The sequence below is a fragment of the Spiroplasma endosymbiont of Cantharis nigra genome, assembly GCF_964019925.1.
GTDB lineage: Bacteria > Bacillota_I > Bacilli_A > Mycoplasmatales > Mycoplasmataceae > Spiroplasma_A.
This window is the reverse complement of record NZ_OZ026470.1, coordinates 130,126-148,221: the sequence shown is the minus strand read 5'-3', so window position 1 is coordinate 148,221 and position 18,096 is coordinate 130,126. Positions and strand designations below refer to the sequence as shown.

General features: G+C 25.4%; 16 protein-coding genes, 5 tRNA genes and 1 pseudogene. 1 reads left to right on the top strand and 21 read right to left on the bottom strand.

Translation table 4 applies throughout. The annotated features are described in order from the left end of the window. Positions 1-158 precede the first annotated feature (158 nt). The 15 genes and pseudogenes from AACL04_RS00695 to AACL04_RS00625 all read right to left on the bottom strand — a co-directional run bounded on the left by AACL04_RS00695 (position 159) and on the right by AACL04_RS00625 (position 15,977). A complete protein-coding gene (locus AACL04_RS00695; protein WP_339030477.1) occupies positions 159-875 on the bottom strand; it encodes a hypothetical protein in 717 nt (238 codons plus the stop codon). A gap of 112 nt (positions 876-987) precedes the next feature. Then, the gene (gene cdd / locus AACL04_RS00690; RefSeq protein ID WP_339030473.1) at positions 988-1,395 is read right to left on the bottom strand and encodes a cytidine deaminase; all 408 of its coding nucleotides are present in this window, start codon (positions 1,393-1,395) and stop codon (positions 988-990) included. A 14-nt stretch (positions 1,396-1,409) separates the two neighbouring features. Next, on the bottom strand, positions 1,410-1,820 hold the full coding sequence (locus AACL04_RS00685; protein ID WP_339030471.1) for a diacylglycerol kinase family protein: 411 nt from the start codon (positions 1,818-1,820) through the stop codon (positions 1,410-1,412). A 54-nt stretch (positions 1,821-1,874) separates the two neighbouring features. Then, positions 1,875-2,348 (bottom strand): rRNA maturation RNase YbeY, encoded by a 474-nt coding sequence (ybeY, locus tag AACL04_RS00680; protein ID WP_339030469.1) that lies wholly within the window; start codon positions 2,346-2,348, stop codon positions 1,875-1,877. A gap of 16 nt (positions 2,349-2,364) precedes the next feature. Further along, on the bottom strand, positions 2,365-2,742 hold the full coding sequence (locus AACL04_RS00675; protein ID WP_339030468.1) for a hypothetical protein: 378 nt from the start codon (positions 2,740-2,742) through the stop codon (positions 2,365-2,367). Continuing rightward, on the bottom strand, positions 2,742-4,769 hold the full coding sequence (locus tag AACL04_RS00670) for an ATP-binding cassette domain-containing protein (protein WP_422397905.1): 2,028 nt from the start codon (positions 4,767-4,769) through the stop codon (positions 2,742-2,744). Before AACL04_RS00670 ends, AACL04_RS00675 begins: the two co-directional genes overlap by 1 nt. A gap of 46 nt (positions 4,770-4,815) precedes the next feature. Next, positions 4,816-5,301 (bottom strand): hypothetical protein, encoded by a 486-nt coding sequence (locus AACL04_RS00665; protein WP_339030466.1) that lies wholly within the window; start codon positions 5,299-5,301, stop codon positions 4,816-4,818. A 71-nt stretch (positions 5,302-5,372) separates the two neighbouring features. Beyond that, positions 5,373-9,824: a PolC-type DNA polymerase III gene (locus AACL04_RS00660; RefSeq protein WP_339030464.1), complete on the bottom strand. Its 4,452-nt coding sequence runs from the start codon at positions 9,822-9,824 to the stop codon at positions 5,373-5,375. A 25-nt stretch (positions 9,825-9,849) separates the two neighbouring features. Then, entirely contained in the window at positions 9,850-11,091 is a 1,242-nt protein-coding gene (gene rseP, locus AACL04_RS00655) for an RIP metalloprotease RseP (RefSeq protein ID WP_339030462.1), read from the bottom strand. A gap of 2 nt (positions 11,092-11,093) precedes the next feature. Further along, complete coding sequence (gene dxr / locus AACL04_RS00650) at positions 11,094-12,218, bottom strand: 1-deoxy-D-xylulose-5-phosphate reductoisomerase (protein ID WP_339030460.1); 1,125 nt, start codon at positions 12,216-12,218, stop codon at positions 11,094-11,096. 5 nt (positions 12,219-12,223) lie between these two features. Continuing rightward, the gene (locus tag AACL04_RS05505) at positions 12,224-12,928 is read right to left on the bottom strand and encodes a phosphatidate cytidylyltransferase (RefSeq protein ID WP_422397904.1); all 705 of its coding nucleotides are present in this window, start codon (positions 12,926-12,928) and stop codon (positions 12,224-12,226) included. 478 nt (positions 12,929-13,406) lie between these two features. Then, positions 13,407-14,009 (bottom strand): annotated as a pseudogene (gene uppS, locus AACL04_RS00640) (polyprenyl diphosphate synthase); the annotation flags it as partial. A 45-nt stretch (positions 14,010-14,054) separates the two neighbouring features. Then, entirely contained in the window at positions 14,055-15,119 is a 1,065-nt protein-coding gene (locus AACL04_RS00635; protein ID WP_339030456.1) for an aminopeptidase P family protein, read from the bottom strand. 72 nt (positions 15,120-15,191) lie between these two features. Then, positions 15,192-15,335: a 50S ribosomal protein L33 gene (gene rpmG, locus AACL04_RS00630; protein WP_053946403.1), complete on the bottom strand. Its 144-nt coding sequence runs from the start codon at positions 15,333-15,335 to the stop codon at positions 15,192-15,194. 318 nt (positions 15,336-15,653) lie between these two features. Further along, positions 15,654-15,977: a metalloregulator ArsR/SmtB family transcription factor gene (locus tag AACL04_RS00625; RefSeq protein ID WP_339030453.1), complete on the bottom strand. Its 324-nt coding sequence runs from the start codon at positions 15,975-15,977 to the stop codon at positions 15,654-15,656. 145 nt (positions 15,978-16,122) lie between these two features. Here AACL04_RS00625 and AACL04_RS00620 point away from each other — a divergent pair, with 145 nt between their 5' ends. Further along, positions 16,123-16,977: a lipoprotein gene (locus AACL04_RS00620; protein WP_339030451.1), complete on the top strand. Its 855-nt coding sequence runs from the start codon at positions 16,123-16,125 to the stop codon at positions 16,975-16,977. A gap of 56 nt (positions 16,978-17,033) precedes the next feature. Here the strand turns inward: AACL04_RS00620 and AACL04_RS00615 are convergent, their stop codons facing one another. The 6 genes from AACL04_RS00615 to AACL04_RS00590 form a co-directional block, all read right to left on the bottom strand. Beyond that, positions 17,034-17,354, bottom strand: coding sequence for a hypothetical protein (locus AACL04_RS00615; RefSeq protein WP_339030449.1), 321 nt, complete (start codon positions 17,352-17,354; stop codon positions 17,034-17,036). A gap of 114 nt (positions 17,355-17,468) precedes the next feature. Continuing rightward, positions 17,469-17,557: transfer RNA gene (locus AACL04_RS00610), tRNA-Leu, on the bottom strand. An 18-nt stretch (positions 17,558-17,575) separates the two neighbouring features. Next, positions 17,576-17,651 (bottom strand) — tRNA-Lys (locus tag AACL04_RS00605). Between the two features lie 18 nt (positions 17,652-17,669). Then, positions 17,670-17,744 (bottom strand) — tRNA-Gln (locus AACL04_RS00600). Between the two features lie 5 nt (positions 17,745-17,749). Next, positions 17,750-17,833: transfer RNA gene (locus AACL04_RS00595), tRNA-Tyr, on the bottom strand. A gap of 22 nt (positions 17,834-17,855) precedes the next feature. After that, positions 17,856-17,931 (bottom strand) — tRNA-Thr (locus tag AACL04_RS00590). Positions 17,932-18,096: the final 165 nt, after the last annotated feature.

The following is an 18,096-nucleotide window of genomic DNA, read 5'->3' as shown; positions in this document are numbered from 1 at the left end:
CCTCTTTCAGAAGCTCTAGACTTCAAATCTATTTAATCATAAAATTTCCATTATTTTAATATATATTGGAAATTTTTAGAAATATAAAAAAACTATAATCTATTAAAAAATTTTTTAATAGATTATAGTTTATAGTCCTACCATTTTATTTACAGTTTTTACTCGTATTTATGTCTTTCATAATTAGAAAAAATGTCAATTTTATCTCTACATAAAGATACAAATTCTCTAAATTCTGAACAATATGAGAAATTTCTTGATTTATTTTGTCTTGCATAAATTACAATTTGTTCACTTAATTCTAAGATTCTATCTAATTCATATTTTTCTTCAAAGACAGCAATTCCATGATTTCTAGAAATCATTGCAGCTTGAAACAATCAGAAAAAATATAAAAATGTTTTTTCACCAAGAAATTGATGTGAAGTTAAGTCGAATGCTGCAGCTAATAAATACTCTAATACAGAATCGAAAGTTTCAACAATACTTAGTTTTTCAATAATTTTCTTTAATTTTTTTAAAAACTCTTTACTCTTATCATTTTCACCTTTAAACATATAAGAGTATTTTTTACTTGGATCCAAATATTCATATATTTCTATTAGTTCCTCAAGAATTAATTCATCAAATCTTTTTTTGAAACTTTCTTCATATTCTCTAATTTTTAAAACCATTTTTCTAACTACTTCTCAAGCTTTAATGTGATTTAAAAATTCAACATCAAATTCTTCTAATAATTCTTCATCAGTATAATCGTTTTCTACAAGTAATTCAAAGATTTCCTCTTTTGAATTTTCAATTTTTATTAAGTTTAGATAAGAAGATATGTATTCTGCTCCCTTTTCATTTCAAAAATCATTATTTCTATAAAACATACTAATACCCTCCCTTATTATTATTTTTTATATAAATATTAAAAAAACTATAATCCTACTTTAATGTCTGTTATACATAGTTTTTATTTTTCATTAAATTAATTTAAGATTCTTAACCAATATTTGTACTTGAAAAAGCATATGGTAAAAAATCTTTAACACTATATGAATTAATAAATTCTTTTTTATTATAAACCCATATTGTCTGATTTTCTAAAAGTAATTCAGAAAGAGTTTGTCTACAAGTTCCACATGGAGAGCCAAATCCCTCCGAATCTGTATAAAGTGCTATTAATTCAACATCATTTTTATTATAGCCTTGAGTTATCATTTGCGGTAAAGCAGTTCTTTCAGCACAAATTGAAGGATTATAAGCTGCATTTTCAACATTAACGCCTTTTATTTTTTGACCATTTTTTAAATAAATAATACAAGCTACTCTAAAATTTGAATAAGGTGCATAGGCATTTTTTCTTAATATCTTTAATTCTTCATAAACTTCGTCTTTTTTTAAATTCATCTTTTTTCTCCATTTTACTTAAATAAGTTTTCAATAGTTGTTATTAATGCTGGCAGATATATTAAAAAACCAATAACAACAGATAATAGTGCATTAATAATACTAGCTGCTGCACAAATATCTTTAATTTTTTTTGCTTGAATATTATATTCAAAACTTAATAGATCTACAAAGTTTTCAATTGATGTATTAACGAATTCAAAACCTGTCAATACTCCAATTGTTAGAATAACAATAGATCATTGAGTTGTATCTAAACCAACTCAAATCCCTAATCCAATTGCAAAAATAACAATAATTAGATAGACAATTAATGTCGACTCTTCTCTAAAAGCAGTAAAAATACCTCTAGCGGCATTTGCAAATTTATTTTTTACTCTTGTACCAACCTTTGATTTCTTTTTAATATCATTTTTTCTTGACATATTATTACACCTTTTTCTGCTTTATTATTATACTTTACATTAAAAAAAATGCCATTAAAATGACATTTTATACTTGATATTTTCTTTATCTAAAATTCTATCTGTTAAATCAAACATAACCTTTTCGTCCTCTATGCTAATTTCATGATCATATCCTAAAATATGTAAAAGTCCATGAACAAATAATCAAGCCATTTCAACTTCAATACTATGCTTATATTTTAATGCCTTATTTTTAGCTTCACTAAATGTTATAAAAATATCACCCACTTCTTTAAAATCTAGTTGATTATATATACCAAAATCATCATCAATAGGAAATGAAATTACATCTCCTACATAGTCTTTTTCTCTATATTCCATATTAAGTTGTCTTGATTTAATTTCATCAATATAATTTACTGAAAAACTAAGACTTTGATTAATATCTAATATTTGTTTAGCAGCTTTTAATAATTTATTAAAAAGCACTTCATAACCTTTTAAATTCTCATCTGTATTGTAGTTAAATTCCAATAAATCCTTCATAATAATTCCTCTTTTTTTAGAAAACATTTGATAATAAATAAGAAAGTAATGATATTTTTTCTCCAAATATTAAAACATTATTTGAAGGATATTTTATACTTCCTATATTATTTATGTTTATCTTGATTAAAGAGTTACTATACTCAAGATTAGAAGAATAAACATACATATTTCCTTGATTAGTTTCTAAAATTATATAATCAATTAGAGTTATATTCAAACTATTATTGCTAATTAAATATAAATCAGCATTAATAGTCCCATCTTCATTAATATATTCTTGAATAAAAATTGAACCAGTGTATATTTGTTGTTTTTTTAATAAAACTAAGCTGATAATAAAAATCACTAGTATAAATAATAAGGAAAAATGCACTCTCAAATATTTTTTCATTAAATCACCTCTACTCTACTTTCAAAATATTTAGAATATGCAATATCATGATCGCACATAATTATTAAAGAACTTTTTTTTAACTCCATAAATAACTTAAATAAGTAATAGGCAGTATGTTTATCAACATTACTTAAAGGTTCATCAATTAAATATAAATCTTTATTAGTAAAAAATAAACTTAGAAAATTAATAATTTGCCTTTGACCTTTACTAAGATTTATTCCATTATCATAAATTTTTTTATTTATATCTATATTATTTCTTTCTAATATTTCTATTATTTTAAAATTTTCTAGTATATCTAAATTTATTTTATTTTTAAATTGTTGAATATTATTTCAAACTGTTCCCTTAAATAAATAATCATATTGACCTAAATAAATATTTTTCTTCTGATAAGTTTTTATATTAATTTTATTAGTGTTAACAGTATTATTTAGTAACACCTCTCCTTCATATTTTTTGAAATGTCCCGATAGTATTTTTAACAGAGTTGTTTTCCCGCTTCCACTTCTACCATGAACAAATGTATTTTTATCAAATTTAAAACTAAAATTATTTAAAGCACATTTATCCGATTTATAACTATATAAACTTTTTGCTTCAATAGCTTTTATTTCCTTAATATCTATATAATCATTTTCAATTTTCTCAGTTAAAAAAATAAAATTTAATGATTTATCTGCAATTATTATTTCTTGCATATCAACTATGTAACTTGTTAATTGGTTGAAAAAAATATTTATATAAAAGCTTATTGAAGTATAAAATAACAAGTCTGCTACACTAAATTTATTTTGATTTATATATATTATAGAAATATAAAATATTAAATAGAAAAATATTTTATTTAATAAGGAAAAAATTAACTCTGCTTTATTATTTAAATTAAAAATATTTTTGGATTGTTTTACAGAAGAGTTAAAGTTTTTATAGTTGATTGATTTTATTTCCTCTTCAATATTTTTATATTTTATTTCTTCAAACCCATCCAAGATTTCTCTATAACTATAAGAAAAATTAATTAATTCTCTTTCTTTTTTGATTTTATATTCTTTTAAAATAAAAAATAAGAGCACAGAGAGAAAAACAGATATTGTATTTTGAATTAAAACCAAAGTTAATATTAGAGGAGAAATTAAAATTAGAAAAATGGAAGACATTAAAAAAAGAGTTAATCCCAAAGGAAAAGAAATACTAGATTTAACAATAAAATCAGATAAAAGATTGATATACTCAAGTTTTTTTAATCATTCCTCTTTAGAGTTAGAGTTAAACTTTTCAATATCTAAATTTATCATTTTATTTTTAAATAGAACAAATATATTTTTACTTACTTTTGTTTTAATACTAAAAATTATTTTATTTATAAAATAAGAAATTGAGACTTGAATAATAAAAACAAATAAAAAAATCAGAAAAAGGATTTTCATTCCTTGATTGTTTTTTATTGCAATATTATCCATATATATCTTTAAAAAATTATTTGTAATTAAAATCAGTAAATTTAAAAGAATAGATATTAAAAATAACATAAATATTTCTATTTTAAATTGTTTAATAAAAGTAAATCAATTCAAAATTGTTTTTGATTTAAATTTTATTTTATTATATGGTTTTGTTAAAGATAAAAAACCCTGATAACTATGTTCTAATTCCTCTTCACTCAATCACTTTAGATCTTTCAAATTGGAGTCTGCAACCAAATAATTATTTTTTCTTTTTTTATAAATAATTATAAAGTGCTCATTTTTTTCTTTATTTAAAACATTTAAAATTATTGGATTTGTAATCTCTATAGTTTTAAATTCTTCATAATTACATGCATAGGAAGTCATCTCAATATTATAATTATTTAAAAGTTGCTCCATATCATATAAACTCAACATATCATCACTTAAAGAATTATCAAATTTAACTTCTTTAATTCCAAAATTTTTACTATGATAATAATTTATTAACATAGTTGATACTGCTATGCCACAATCATTTTCACTTTTTTGTATTGAAAATTTATATTCCAATTTTATCACCATTTAATTTATCGCTTAAAAAATAAAAAAAGTTAAATTAAAATTTAACAGCGAATCTTATAAATTCAATATCCGTTCATTTTAAACTAACTTTTTTAGGTCTTCCTTTAATAAAAAAACTAAACAGTAATTCTTCTCCTTTAATTTCAGTTAAAGTTCCAGAAAATTCTGTAAATACTTCAATTGGTTTTTTTACTGTTAAATAAAAGAAACTACCAATATTATGCTTTAATATTTCAAATGATTTAACATTTCTTTCAGCACCAGCACTGGCTACTTCCAAAATATATGTATCATCTAATTCCTTAATATTGTCCAAAAAGTTTGAGATATTCTCATTAGCTTTTATTAATAAATCAAAATCCATATTTTTTTTACTAATATCTTGATTTTCTACTAGAATCTGTAGTACTTTTGAGTCAAAATCATTCACAATATTAAGTTCATAAAGTAAAAAGTCACACTCCTTAAGAATTTCTTTTATATTTTCTAAATATTTATTTTTAATAATCTCTAATGACATATTTACCTCTTTTATAAATTAATTTTATAGCATTTTAAGTTAATAAATAAAAAAAGATAATGATTTTCATTTTAAAAGTCAAATGAAAGTTGTTCATCATCTTTCAATTTTTCTGTAATTTTTAATTTATTAAAAATTTCAATTTGAGTTTGAGTAACTTGGGTTCTCAATTTTAAATCATTAACACTTGTTATTTGTCTATCACTTCGAGCATTTACAATTGAATTTGCCACAGCAAAACCTAATGAATCAATTACGTTAAATGAAGGTACTAATAATTTTTTTCCCTCATCATTTTTTATAATAACAAATCTTTCTCCCTCAGAAATATTAAAATCAATATTTGTAATTTCTATTCCTCTGGCAAGCATCTCTAAGACAACTTCAAAAATTGTTAACATTGCATTTTCTTTTGCCGTTACAGGCAACTTATTATTTTGTCTACTTTTAATATCTTCCATTGTTTTAATAATTGCTTCTTTTCCTTTTAATACTGTTTCCAAATCAAAGAAATCAGCTCTTGTTGAAAATCAAACAGCATAGTATTCTTCTGGATAATAGATTTTATATCAAGCAACACGATAAGCCATCAAAACATATGCAGTAGCATGAGCTTTTGGAAACATATATTTTATTTTTAAACAACTATTAATGTATCACTCGGGAATATTATTTTCTTTCATAAGATTAATTCATTCCTTTGAAAGACCTTTTCCCTTTCTAACACTTTCCATAATATTAAAAGAAGTAGATGAATCTAAACCTTTAGCCATTAAGTAAACCATAATGTCATCTCGACATCCAATAACTTGAGAAATATTTGCTACACCCTCTTTAATTAGGGATTGTGCATTTCCAACATATACATCTGTTCCATGACTTAATCCTGATATTTGTACTAAATCTGCAAAATTTTTTGGTTTCGTTTCTTTCAACATATTTCTAACAAACTGTGTTCCAAATTCAGGAAGTCCAATTGCTCCTGTAGTTTCACCCAGAAGTGAATTAGCTTCAATATTTAAAGCTGAAAGTTCAGAAAATAAAGAATAAACCGCCTTGTCATCTGTTGGAACTTTAATTGGATCAAAACCAGTTAAATCATAAAGCATTCTTAAAGCTGTTGGGTCAACGTGACCTAGTATATCCATTTTTAGTAAATTGTCATGAATGGAATGGAAATCAAAATGAGTTGTTTTTCAATCACTTTGTTCATCATCTGCTGGATAATTTACTGGGGTAAAATCTTCAATTTCATATTCTTTTGGTAGAATAATAATTCCCCCAGGATGTTGTCCTGTTGTTCTTTTAACCCCAGTAGAAAGAGCTGCTAATCGTTCAATTTCTGCTCTTCTAATTAAATCAAAATCAAGATTTTGCTTTTCAAAATATCCCATTGTAAAACCAAAGGCTGTTTTTTCAGCAACAGTAGAAATTGTTCCTGCTCTAAAAACATTATTTTCTCCAAAAATTTCTTTTGTAAAATTATGAGCTATTGGTTGATACTCTCCTGAGAAATTTAAATCAATATCTGGAACTTTATCCCCATCAAAACCTAAGAAAGTCTCAAAAGGAATATCATGACCATCACCTAATAATTTTGTATTACATTTTGGACATTGTCTTTCTGGTAAATCATAACCACATTTAATTTCTTGTGGGGTCTTAAAATCAGAGTATTTACATTCTATGCATCTATAGTGAGGCTTTAGTGGATTAACTTCTGTAATAAGTGCAACTGTTGCTACAAATGAACTTCCTACAGAACCACGACTTCCAACTAAATAACCATCTTCATTTGATTTTTTAACAAGTAAATGACTAATTCAATAAACAACTGCAAAACCATGTTTAATAATTGAAAGTAACTCTTTTTCCAATCTTTCTTTTACAATTTCAGGTAACTCTTCTCCATAAAGAATTTTTGCATTTTTATAACACTCGTCTGTTAATAATTTATCTACGTTTTCAATATTTGGAGGATAAGATCCTGTTTTAATTGGAATTATATTTTCATCTATCATATCAGCAATTTTATTTGGATTTTCAAGAACAATTTCATTAATTAGTTCACTATTTTCTAATCACTTAAATTCTTCAAGCATTTCTTTTGTTGTTCTCAAATGTTGATCTGGATTATCTTTAACTCTTTGTTTGAAGTCATAAAGAGGATGATAAGCACCACCTAATCCTTTTGTGTTTATATAAATATCTCTAATTTTTTTAAGTTTTGGTTCTACATAATGAGCATCACTTGTTGCAATTATTGGCTTATTTAGTTTTTTTGCAACTTCAATAATTTTAAGAATTATATTTTTTAATTCTTCCTTAGTTAAATCTTCTGTTTGAATTAATTTCTTATACACACTTAAAGGTTGAATTTCAATATAGTCAAAAAATTGTATAGCATTTTCTAACATTTCAAAAGTTCCTGTTCTAGCATTTTCAAAAACAAGTCCATTAACACAACCACTTCCAATTAAAATATTATTTCCATTTCTAACTTCTAAAATTTTTGATTGAAAGACTTTTGGAGATCCTAAAAAACTTTCAGTATGCGAATGAGAAATTAACTTATATAAATCCTTTAGACCTTTTTGGTTTTTTGCTAAAACATTTATATGATAACCTCTTGTTCTTCTAAAGTTTTCATTTTCATATTTATCTTTATTAAATTTATTTCAATCACTGTCAATATCAATTGGAGTTATTTTTTTAGCCTCTGTTCACATATGCTCATACATATTAGTTAAAACCTCTGCATCATAATCAGCACGGTGAGCAATTTTTTCATCATAAAGAATTTGATAAGCCTTTGCAACAGTTCCAAGTCTATGATTTTTTAATCTTGGTTGTAAAAGTCTTCCTAATGACAATGTATCTATAATTGTATTTTTTAATTCTCCATAACCAAGCTTTTTTGCAAATGTTTGTAAAAAATTAAAGTCGAAATTGGCATTGTGAGCAACTAAAATACCATCTTCAATAATATCCATTATATTTTTAAATTCAACTTCAATTGAGTTTTTATCTTCTAACATTTCAGTTGTAATACCAGTTAAATCAGTTGTAAATTTTTTTAAAGACTTTTTAGGTTTAATAAAAATATCATACTTTTTTGAAGTTCCCTTTGCATAATCATACACATTAGCTCCAAACTCAATGATCTCATCAAATTCTGGAGAAAGACCAGTTGTTTCTAAGTCGAAAACAACAAATTTAGCTTCTCTTAACTTTTTACCTTTTGGGTTTTTTACAACTCATGACTCATCATTTAACATGACAAGTTCACTTCCATATATTAATTTAATTTTTTCTTCGTCGCTTACTCCCTTATTAACATTTAATAAAGAATAATAAGCCTCAGGGAAAGTTTGTACATTTAAGTGATCTGTTATTGCAATTGCTTTTCACCCAAATCTTTTTGCACACTCAATATAATCTTTGGCACTACTTACACCATCCATAACTGACATTTTTGTATGAGTGTGAAGTTCAACTCTTTTAACTTTTGCATCATCTTTTCTATAGACTGTTTTAGACTCAATTTTTTTATATTTACTAATATAAAAAATATAACTTTTATCAAAAGAAGAATAATTGAAGTTTCCATTAAATGAAACTCAATCACCCTTATTTATAATTTGGTTTTCAAAGCCCATTAAACTACTTTTTGTTTCTTCTGTTATTTCATCAAAAAAAGTTGGGTCATTATTTCTTTGAAAGAAAATACACATTACAGATGAGGTTCCATCAGTAATTGCAATATTATAAACATTTCTTCCAGCTTTTGATTTTCTAATATTCTTAGAAATAACTTCTCCATGAATTGTTACATTTTGAGCATCTTCTTCCAAATCAATTATTGATTCATAGGTTGGTGTATTTAAAATATCATTATTTGATTTATATTTATACTTTACAGATGATGAGAGACTTTGAGTTTCAAAATTACTTTTTTGAGTATCTGGGATATATTCAGCTGCCTTTTGATACTTTTCTCTAATTGATTCCAAAACATCATTTTCTAAATTTTCTTTTACTCTAATTTCTAAATCAATATCTCTAAAACCATATTTTAATAATTTATTTTTATAATATTGTTTATGTTCTTCTAAAAGTGATTTTTCAGTTTCATTTGATACATTAAAAAATACCATTCTATGTTCTTCTATATAATCAACATTTGATGGTGAAAGAATTTTAATAGTACCTGTTTTTACTTCTGCTTTTTGTTCTTTTACATACTCAATATGGTTTCAAATTAATTCCTTTGAGTATAATTCATTTTCTACTCAAAAATTTAATTTTGTAGAAACTAATGTATTTATTAACATAATAGTTTCAATTTTATGTAATAAATGAATTGGTAAAAAATCTTTAATTTTAATAAAGACTCTTAATTTATTTGCACTTTGACTAAACTCAGCTTCTTTATAAAAATGGGCTTGCTCAAAATATGCTTCTTCATCTGAATTTAAAAAAACGTTTAAACTATCAAACAGATCCTTAATTTGTTTATGCATATTTATTTTTCCCCCTTTTATATATTTATACTATGAAATCTTTAATTGTTATCATTATAAACAATATTAAAAATAAAATAGCTCCCGTTGCATTAACAATTACTTTATATTTTGTTGGCAACTCTTTTCTTATAACCATCTCAATAAAATTTTCAAGTAATCTATATCCATCAAGTGGTGGTATGAAAATTAAGTTTAAGATGAATAGATTTGCACTAATTGTAGCCACATAAATAAAGAACTGTTCAGGACTTGAAAGTAAAGTTGCTGTTTGTTTAGCAACTCCAACTGGTCCTACTAGATTTGAAAATTTACCTGTAAATATATTTCCAAATGCTTCTAAAATTGAAATAGAAGCCTTAAATGTTTCACCCCAACCAGCACCATATGCTTGAGCTGTTGTTTTATAAATTCTACTTGGAGCACTAATTCCAATACTACTTGCTGGTTCAAATTCTTTTAATTGTGTCAATTTTCCCTGCTCATAATTTTTTAAAGCAACTCCACTATATGGATCAACTTTTTTATACATAAATTGAATTTTAACATTCTCTTTATCTTTTGAAAGAGGTAAATTATCAATGAAGTTATAAACTGTCTTTGTATAACTGACAGCTTTTTGATTATCAACTTCATTTATTTTAGCATTACATTCTCTTGTACTTTCTAAATCACTACAGATATTATCAAAAAGAATAACTTCTTTTGTTTCTTCTGTTGCCGTCATTTTTCATCCTCAAATGATATATTCTTGACCGATATAATTAATATTATTTTCTGTTTGTGTTTCATTTTCTAAAATAGCTTGCGCAGCTATTTTATTTTGATCATAAATTGCTCCAAAATAAGTCATGTCATTTTTTTTAGCACCTACCGCTGCAAAAATGGTTGTAAATAAAAGTAAGGCCACAAATAAATTCATAGCAGGTCCTGCTAAAATAAAAAACATTTTTTTTCATCTAGCAATATAATCTAATTTTCTCTCATCAGGAACTACAATATCTTCTCTATCTTTTGGTGGATCACTTTTATCTGAAGCAATTGAACAATATCCCCCTAGAGGAAATGCTCTTATTGAGATTCAAGTTTCCTTGCCTTTGATAACAAAAAGTCTAGGACCAAATCCAATTGAAAATTCATAGACATATGCTTTAGCAACTTTAGCTAAAATTAAATGTCCTAATTCATGAATAGTAATTAGTAAAAGCATAATCACTATTCCTATAAAGAAAGCTAGAACTACCATTCCACTACTAACTTCATTCATATTTATCCCTCAATTCTTTTAATTGTTTTTTCTCTAATAATTTTGTCATATTTTAGTATTTCTTCATAACTTATTAATTCAATATTTTCACATTCCTTAAATATTTTTTCAACTATTTCAGTTATTTGATAGAAATTTATTTTTTCCTTTAAAAAGTATTCAACACATATTTCATTTGCCGCATTTAAAGCAATTGATTTTGAATTATTTAACTCCAAACACTGTAAAGCAAACTTAATTGGTTTAAATCTATCTTGGTCAATTTCTTTTAAATCTAATCTTATTAAATCATTAAAATCTATTTCTTTTTGCTTATAATATGAATTTTTTTTAGGAAAGTGTAAAAAATAATTTATCACTTGTTTCATATCAGGGAGCGAAAGTTGTGCTTTTATTGACCCATCATTATAACCAACCATTGAATGAATTATTGATTGAGGATGTAATAAAGTTATAATGTTTTTAATTCCAAATAAATGATAAGCTTCAAGGATTTCAAAAGCCTTATTAAACATTGTTGAACTATCAATAGTTATTTTTGAACCCATATTTCAATTAGGATGTTTTAGAGCTTTAGCTAAACTTACTTTTTTAGTTTCTTGTAAAGTTAAGTTTCTAAAACTTCCCCCTGATGCTGTTATAAATAAAACTTTTGCTTGATTTTCTTTTTCTAGACATTGAAAAATTGCACAATGTTCTGAATCTAAAGGATATATTTTTGTCTCACTTTTTTTTAACATATTATTTATTAAGTTTCCAGCAGTAACAAATGATTCTTTATTTGCATTTAATAAGACTAAGTTATTTTCAATTGTTTTTAATGTAACTTGTAAACCATAAAAGCCACTTAAAGCATTAATAATTATTTCATCATCCTTGCTAAAAATATCTAAAATATTATTTGTTAAAAAATCAACCTTTGGATATTTTAGTTTTAAATATTTTAATTCCTTTTTTGAATATACTTTTTTAATTGCTGGGAAAGAAAGTAAAAAAGATTCAATTTTTGAATCATTTTCACCAACACTCAAAGCTATTAAATTAAATTTATCTTTATTTTCTTGCAATAATTCTATGCATTGTTGACCAATATTTCCTGAAGCTCCAAATAATACAATATTTTTCACTTTAATTAGGCAACACTACTAATAAAGATAAATAATATAAATAATGAAAATAAGATTGAATCCATTCGATCTAAAGCACCACCATGACCTGGAATTAGGTTTGAGTAATCTTTAATGTTAACTTGTCTTTTAACTCATGAAAATAATAAATCTCCAAACAATCCAATTATTGGAAAGACAATTGCCAATAAGATATAAACAATTATTTCAAGAGCAATTGATTGACCACCCAATGATTGCATTGGTTCTCTTAATGGTTGAAAGTTTTGTAGTGGTGGTGCAAATTTAAAAATCATTGCAAAGATAATTCCAGAACCTGCAGCAACTCCAAGTCCAATTAAAGCACCCTCTCAAGTTTTTTTAGGACTTATATTTGGACTTAATTTAGTTTTTCCAAATCTCATTCCACCAATATATTGGAATGAATCACTTAAAATAATCATCATTCAAATTCAAACAATTGTAACAAATGAGAATCTGGCACTAAATTTAACTTCATTAGTTTCTGAATTAATTGTTTCTACTAATCCTAAAGAAGAAATTGAAAATGCTTTTAATCCCATAATTATAACCATTGTCATAACAAAGTTTATTAAAGCATTTTTAACATCAATTTTCTTATCAGCAAATCCAACTATAATTGTCACAATCAAATAAATTGTAACTAAAAGTGGAAATTGTCATGCTTTTAATCATGTATCCAAACTCATTGATCTGTAGAATGAGAAATTATACATTTGAAAACTTAAAGGAAAAATAAATATTGCTGAAGCAAACATATTCATTAGCACTTGATAATATCATTTTTTAAATCCCATTGTTTTATTCATTTCAAACATACATATTCAAAGTAAACCAATAGTTAGAATGATTGAAGTATATGAAGCAGCTTCAGCATTTAAATCTGTATAAGTTTTCAATGAAGTATATATTGCTCCAGAAACAACAAAACCTAAAAGTAATGCTAAAAGTACTATTGTTGAAAGAACTCTTATTTTAAAATTACGTTTAGCAGATGGAAGTTTGAAACGATTTTTACCAATTTCACCATTTATATCTGGAGTAACTTCAACTGTTTCAGGCATTTCAAACTCATTTTTATCTTTATTTTTTTTCATCTTGAATAACCCCAAATCTCCTATTTCTATTATTATATTCTTCAATAGCTAATTTTAAATCGTTTTTTTTAAAGTCTGGTCAATATGTATCTACAAAATATAGTTCTGCATAAGCTAATTGAAGTAACATAAAATTACTCAATCTTTTTTCCCCACCAGTTCTAATTAGTAAATCTATTTGAGGAGCATTTTTTGTATATAAATTATCTATAACTGTATTAATAGAAAAATCTTCAATTGATAATTTTTTACTATTAATATCATTAAACACTATTTTAAAACAATTTTCCACCTCTTCAAAAGAACCATAATCTAAAGCAATGTGAACAATAATTTGATTTGCCTCTTTAGTTTTTTCTTCCATTTCTTCTAAAGCTTTTCGAGTTTTTTCAGGTACTATATTTCTTCTACCAATTCATACAACTTTAATACCTTCTTTTAAATATTTTTCTTGTTGTTTTTTTGAAAAAATTTCAGATGGAAATTGCATTAAATAATTAACTTCTTGTTGTGGTCTTTTTCAATTTTCTGTTGAAAAACAAAACATTGAAACATATTTTATACCATAGTTTTTTGCATCCAAAATTGTTGGATAAATATTTTCCATGCCAATTTTATGCCCATAAGTTCTTTGCTTATTTTTTTCTTTTGCCCATCTTCCATTACCATCTAAAATGAAAGCAACATGTTCTAATTTTTTAATGAATATCCCTCTTTTTTATTTAACTACTTGTAATTCTCTCAATGGTGTTGTTAAGAATTCATAACCAGTTTTTGTAACTAAGATATCATCTTCAATTCTTACTCCCCCAATTCCAGGAATATAAATTCCTGGTTCAACAGTTACACACATACCTTCTTGCAAAGTTTTATCTCCTGCAACTGAATTATAAGGCTCTTCGTGAATTTCAATTCCTAAACCATGACCAGTTCCGTGAGTAAAATATTGACCATAACCTTTAGACTCTATATAGTCATAACAAATTTTATGTACTTCATTTCCCTTAATTCCTGGTTTAATACTTTCAATTCCTAACTGTTGTGATTGATAAACTATTTCATAGATTTCTTTTAACTTTTCATTATTTGAATTTCCAACAGCAAATGTTCTTGTTTGATCAGAACAATAGCCATTATAGTAACATCCCATATCTAATGTGACAAAATCTCCTTCAGCAATTATTTTATCAGTTGGTACTGCATGAGGCATACTTCCATTTTCACCACTAGCCACAATTGTATCAAAACTTAATTTCTCAGCTCCATTTTTTAAAAATGAATCACTTACAAATCTTGCTAATTGTTTTTCACTGATACCTGGTTTAACAAAATCTAATACTTCCAAAAAAACTTTATGAGTGATATCACAAGCTTCTCTAATTTGATCAATTTCTCATTTTTCTTTAACCATTCTTATTGCATCAAAATTATGTGAAATAACTTCTGCTTTTAAATGCTTTTGAAAAATTTGAGCTTCTTTGACAAAAACTCAATCACTTTCATATACAATGGTTTTTACATTATTTTCCTTAATTTTATTATTTAATAAGTCATACAATTTTCCAAATTCAACTATTTCATCAATATTTATTAATAACTTTGAGTTTCCTGCAGCCGTAATATATCTACCATCTACAAATAAGTAAGACTTATTCTTTGTATATAAAATATATCCTAATGATGAATGAAATCTTGAAAATCAATATCTATTTTGAGGTGAATATAATAAAATTGCATCTGCATCTGTTTCTTTTAAAATTTTGTTTAATAAGTCTTTTTTCATAGTTAATAACTCCTTATATATAACTATACAAAAAAAGGGATGAAAAAACCTTATAAAAAGTATTTTCTATCCCTATTTTTTTTGTTTATGAACTTGGTGTGAATTACATTTAAAGCAATGTTTTTTAACTTCAATCTTTTCTTTTCTTTTGTCGTTTTTTGCTATGTAGTTTTCTTCTTTACAAGTTGCACAACGTAAAATAACTCCTTCACGCATAGTCTTAAGCCTCCTTTTGGTACTGTCTTTAAGATAATAAGCAAATTAATAATACCAAAAAAAATCATTAATTCTTGGTTTTTTTTAAATTTTCATTTATTTTATTTAAAAATAAAACTATTTAAAAAACTAGATTTTTAAAATATTGTTGCACTGTGAGCTATATGTAGTATTATCTATATAGATAGTTATCTATATAGATAACTATCTTAAGGAGGCACTATGTTAGGAATTTATTCATTATGTACTTGTGAAGTATGTACTTGTACAAATTGTCAATGTGGAAAATAAAAGATAGAGTTCTTGTAAAAAAGAACTCTATTTTTTTTCATTACAATTTGAACAAAATAGTAAACTTTTTTCAACTTGAATTTCAGAAACAAACAGTTTTAATTCGTCAATAACTTGACTATTAACTTTATAGATTTTAGAGTTTTTTTCTTTAAAAGATGTTATCAATCCCGCCTTTTCAAGCATCTTCATATGATAGCTTAATGTTGGTTGTGTTATATTTAAATTATCTAAAATATTTTGTGCGCATTTACTACATCCACAATCGCAGATCATATTTATTATTTGCAGCCTTGTAGGATCTCCAAGAGTTTTAAAAATTTCTGCAAATTCAATATATTTATCTTTCATATATTCTCCTTAAAAAATCTTTTATTTAAGATTAACCAAATTATACCAATTTTTAAAAATATTTATCTTTATGATTTTTTTAATAAATAAAGCAATAATGCTTAAATATGTGTAAAATAATAATAGTAATTTAGGAGTGAGAAAAGTGAGAAAATTGCTTAATATAATTTCATCAACAGCATTAGTTGGAACATCAACTTTAGCTGTTATTTCTTGTAGTTCAAACAAAAAATTTAATGAATTTAAAGGTTGAATTAATAATAAAGAGTCATTTATCTTATATATGGGAGCAGATGATTGTCCACATTGTAAGGACTTTGATAATGCTAAAAAAGATTATAGTGATAAATTTGATTCAAAAATGAATGAACTAAATACAAGTTATGAACAAAAAGTTGTTAATCAAGGACCAAATTATCCAGATTCAATGACAGCTTATGGTGAAAAGTTAAATAATAAAGTAGACTTTAGGGAATTCAAAACAGAAGAAGTTCAAAATAAATTCAATGAAAAATGAAGTAAAAATATTTTAGATTGAATGATTGAAGAAGTAACTGAAATTTATAAAACTAAAGTTTTTGGAAATACTGGAATAAACGATAAAATTGCATACAATGAATCTAAAAAGAAAGTAAAGACTTATTTTAATAACAATAATGGAGTACCAATGTTTATTATTATTAGAAATGGTAAATTAGTTTCTTGAGAAGTTGGTTTTGGTTCATCAGAACAAGGTTGAACAGAAAAAATAATTGATGAATTATTTGAACCATTAATTATTGCAATGAATAACAGCGATCAAGAAACAGTATTTATTGATAAAGTCGATAAAGGGCAATCAACTGGTGGAGGAGAAACACCTGATCCAGAAGGACCAGATCCAACCGATCCAGGTACCGATCCAGGAGAAGAACTAGCAAACACATATAAATTTAACTACTTAATTGAACAAGATGATTTAATAAATAGTTATTCAGTTAATAGTTTTAAAAATAAATAAATAAAAATCTTCTAAATTTAGAAGATTTTTATTTATTGCAAAGCTTATTATTAATTTTAAAGCTCTATATCTATATCTCAAATTAATTTGAATAAATAGATATTTCATCAATCCACTTCTCCAGCTAATTCTCCATATTCCTTTAATGATTCTTCTTCTCCGTTTTTAAAACGTATTATAAGATAGCTTGAATTGTTAGATTGTATTCCAAAACAATATCATCCCTTAATAGTAGTCTTATCGACTTTATCAACAAGTTTTCCATTGTAATCATATATTTTTACTATGTTTGGATTTTTTTCTTCACACGATATTACCATAGTACTTGTAGAAGCAATTAGACCTGTAATTGCAAATAAAGTTAAAAAATTTTTCATTGCTTTGTTCCCTTTTGTTTTTATATATTTATATTATAAAGATTTAAATTAAAGTTAAATTAAAGAAATAAAAAAAGCACTTATAAAGTGCTTTTTTAATCAAGTCCGTAATAATGGTCCCCGGGGCCGGACTTGAACCGGCACGACCGCTTAAAGTCGCTGGATTTTAAGTCCAGTGCGTCTACCAATTCCGCCACCCGGGGATTAATAATAAAAATAAATGGTGTCCCGTATAAGACTTGAACTTATGACCCACTGGTTAAAAGCCAGTTGCTCTACCGACTGAGCTAACGAGACGTTAATAATAAAAATAAATGGCTGGGCTAGCAGGATTCGAACCGGCGCATGAGGGAGTCAAAGTCCCTTGCCTTACCGCTTGGCTATAGCCCAATTACTGGTGGGGAGTGACGGATTCGAACCGCCGAACCGTAAGGAGATGGTTTACAGCCACCCGCGTTTAGCCACTTCGCTAACTCCCCATAGATATAAAATATAAAATTGTGGTGCTGACTAAAGGAGTTGAACCTTCGACCTATTGATTACTAGTCAATTGCTCTACCAACTGAGCTAAGTCAGCAATTATCCTTTTTTTGTAAAAGTAAGAACCTTTTCAATTATACAAAAAAATAGAATATAAAGTCAATATTTTTTCAAAAGAAATAAAAAAAAGCACTCTGGGCGGAGCACTTATTTAAAACTTCTAGAATAGCTAATATTATAAATCTAAATAATTATGTTCATT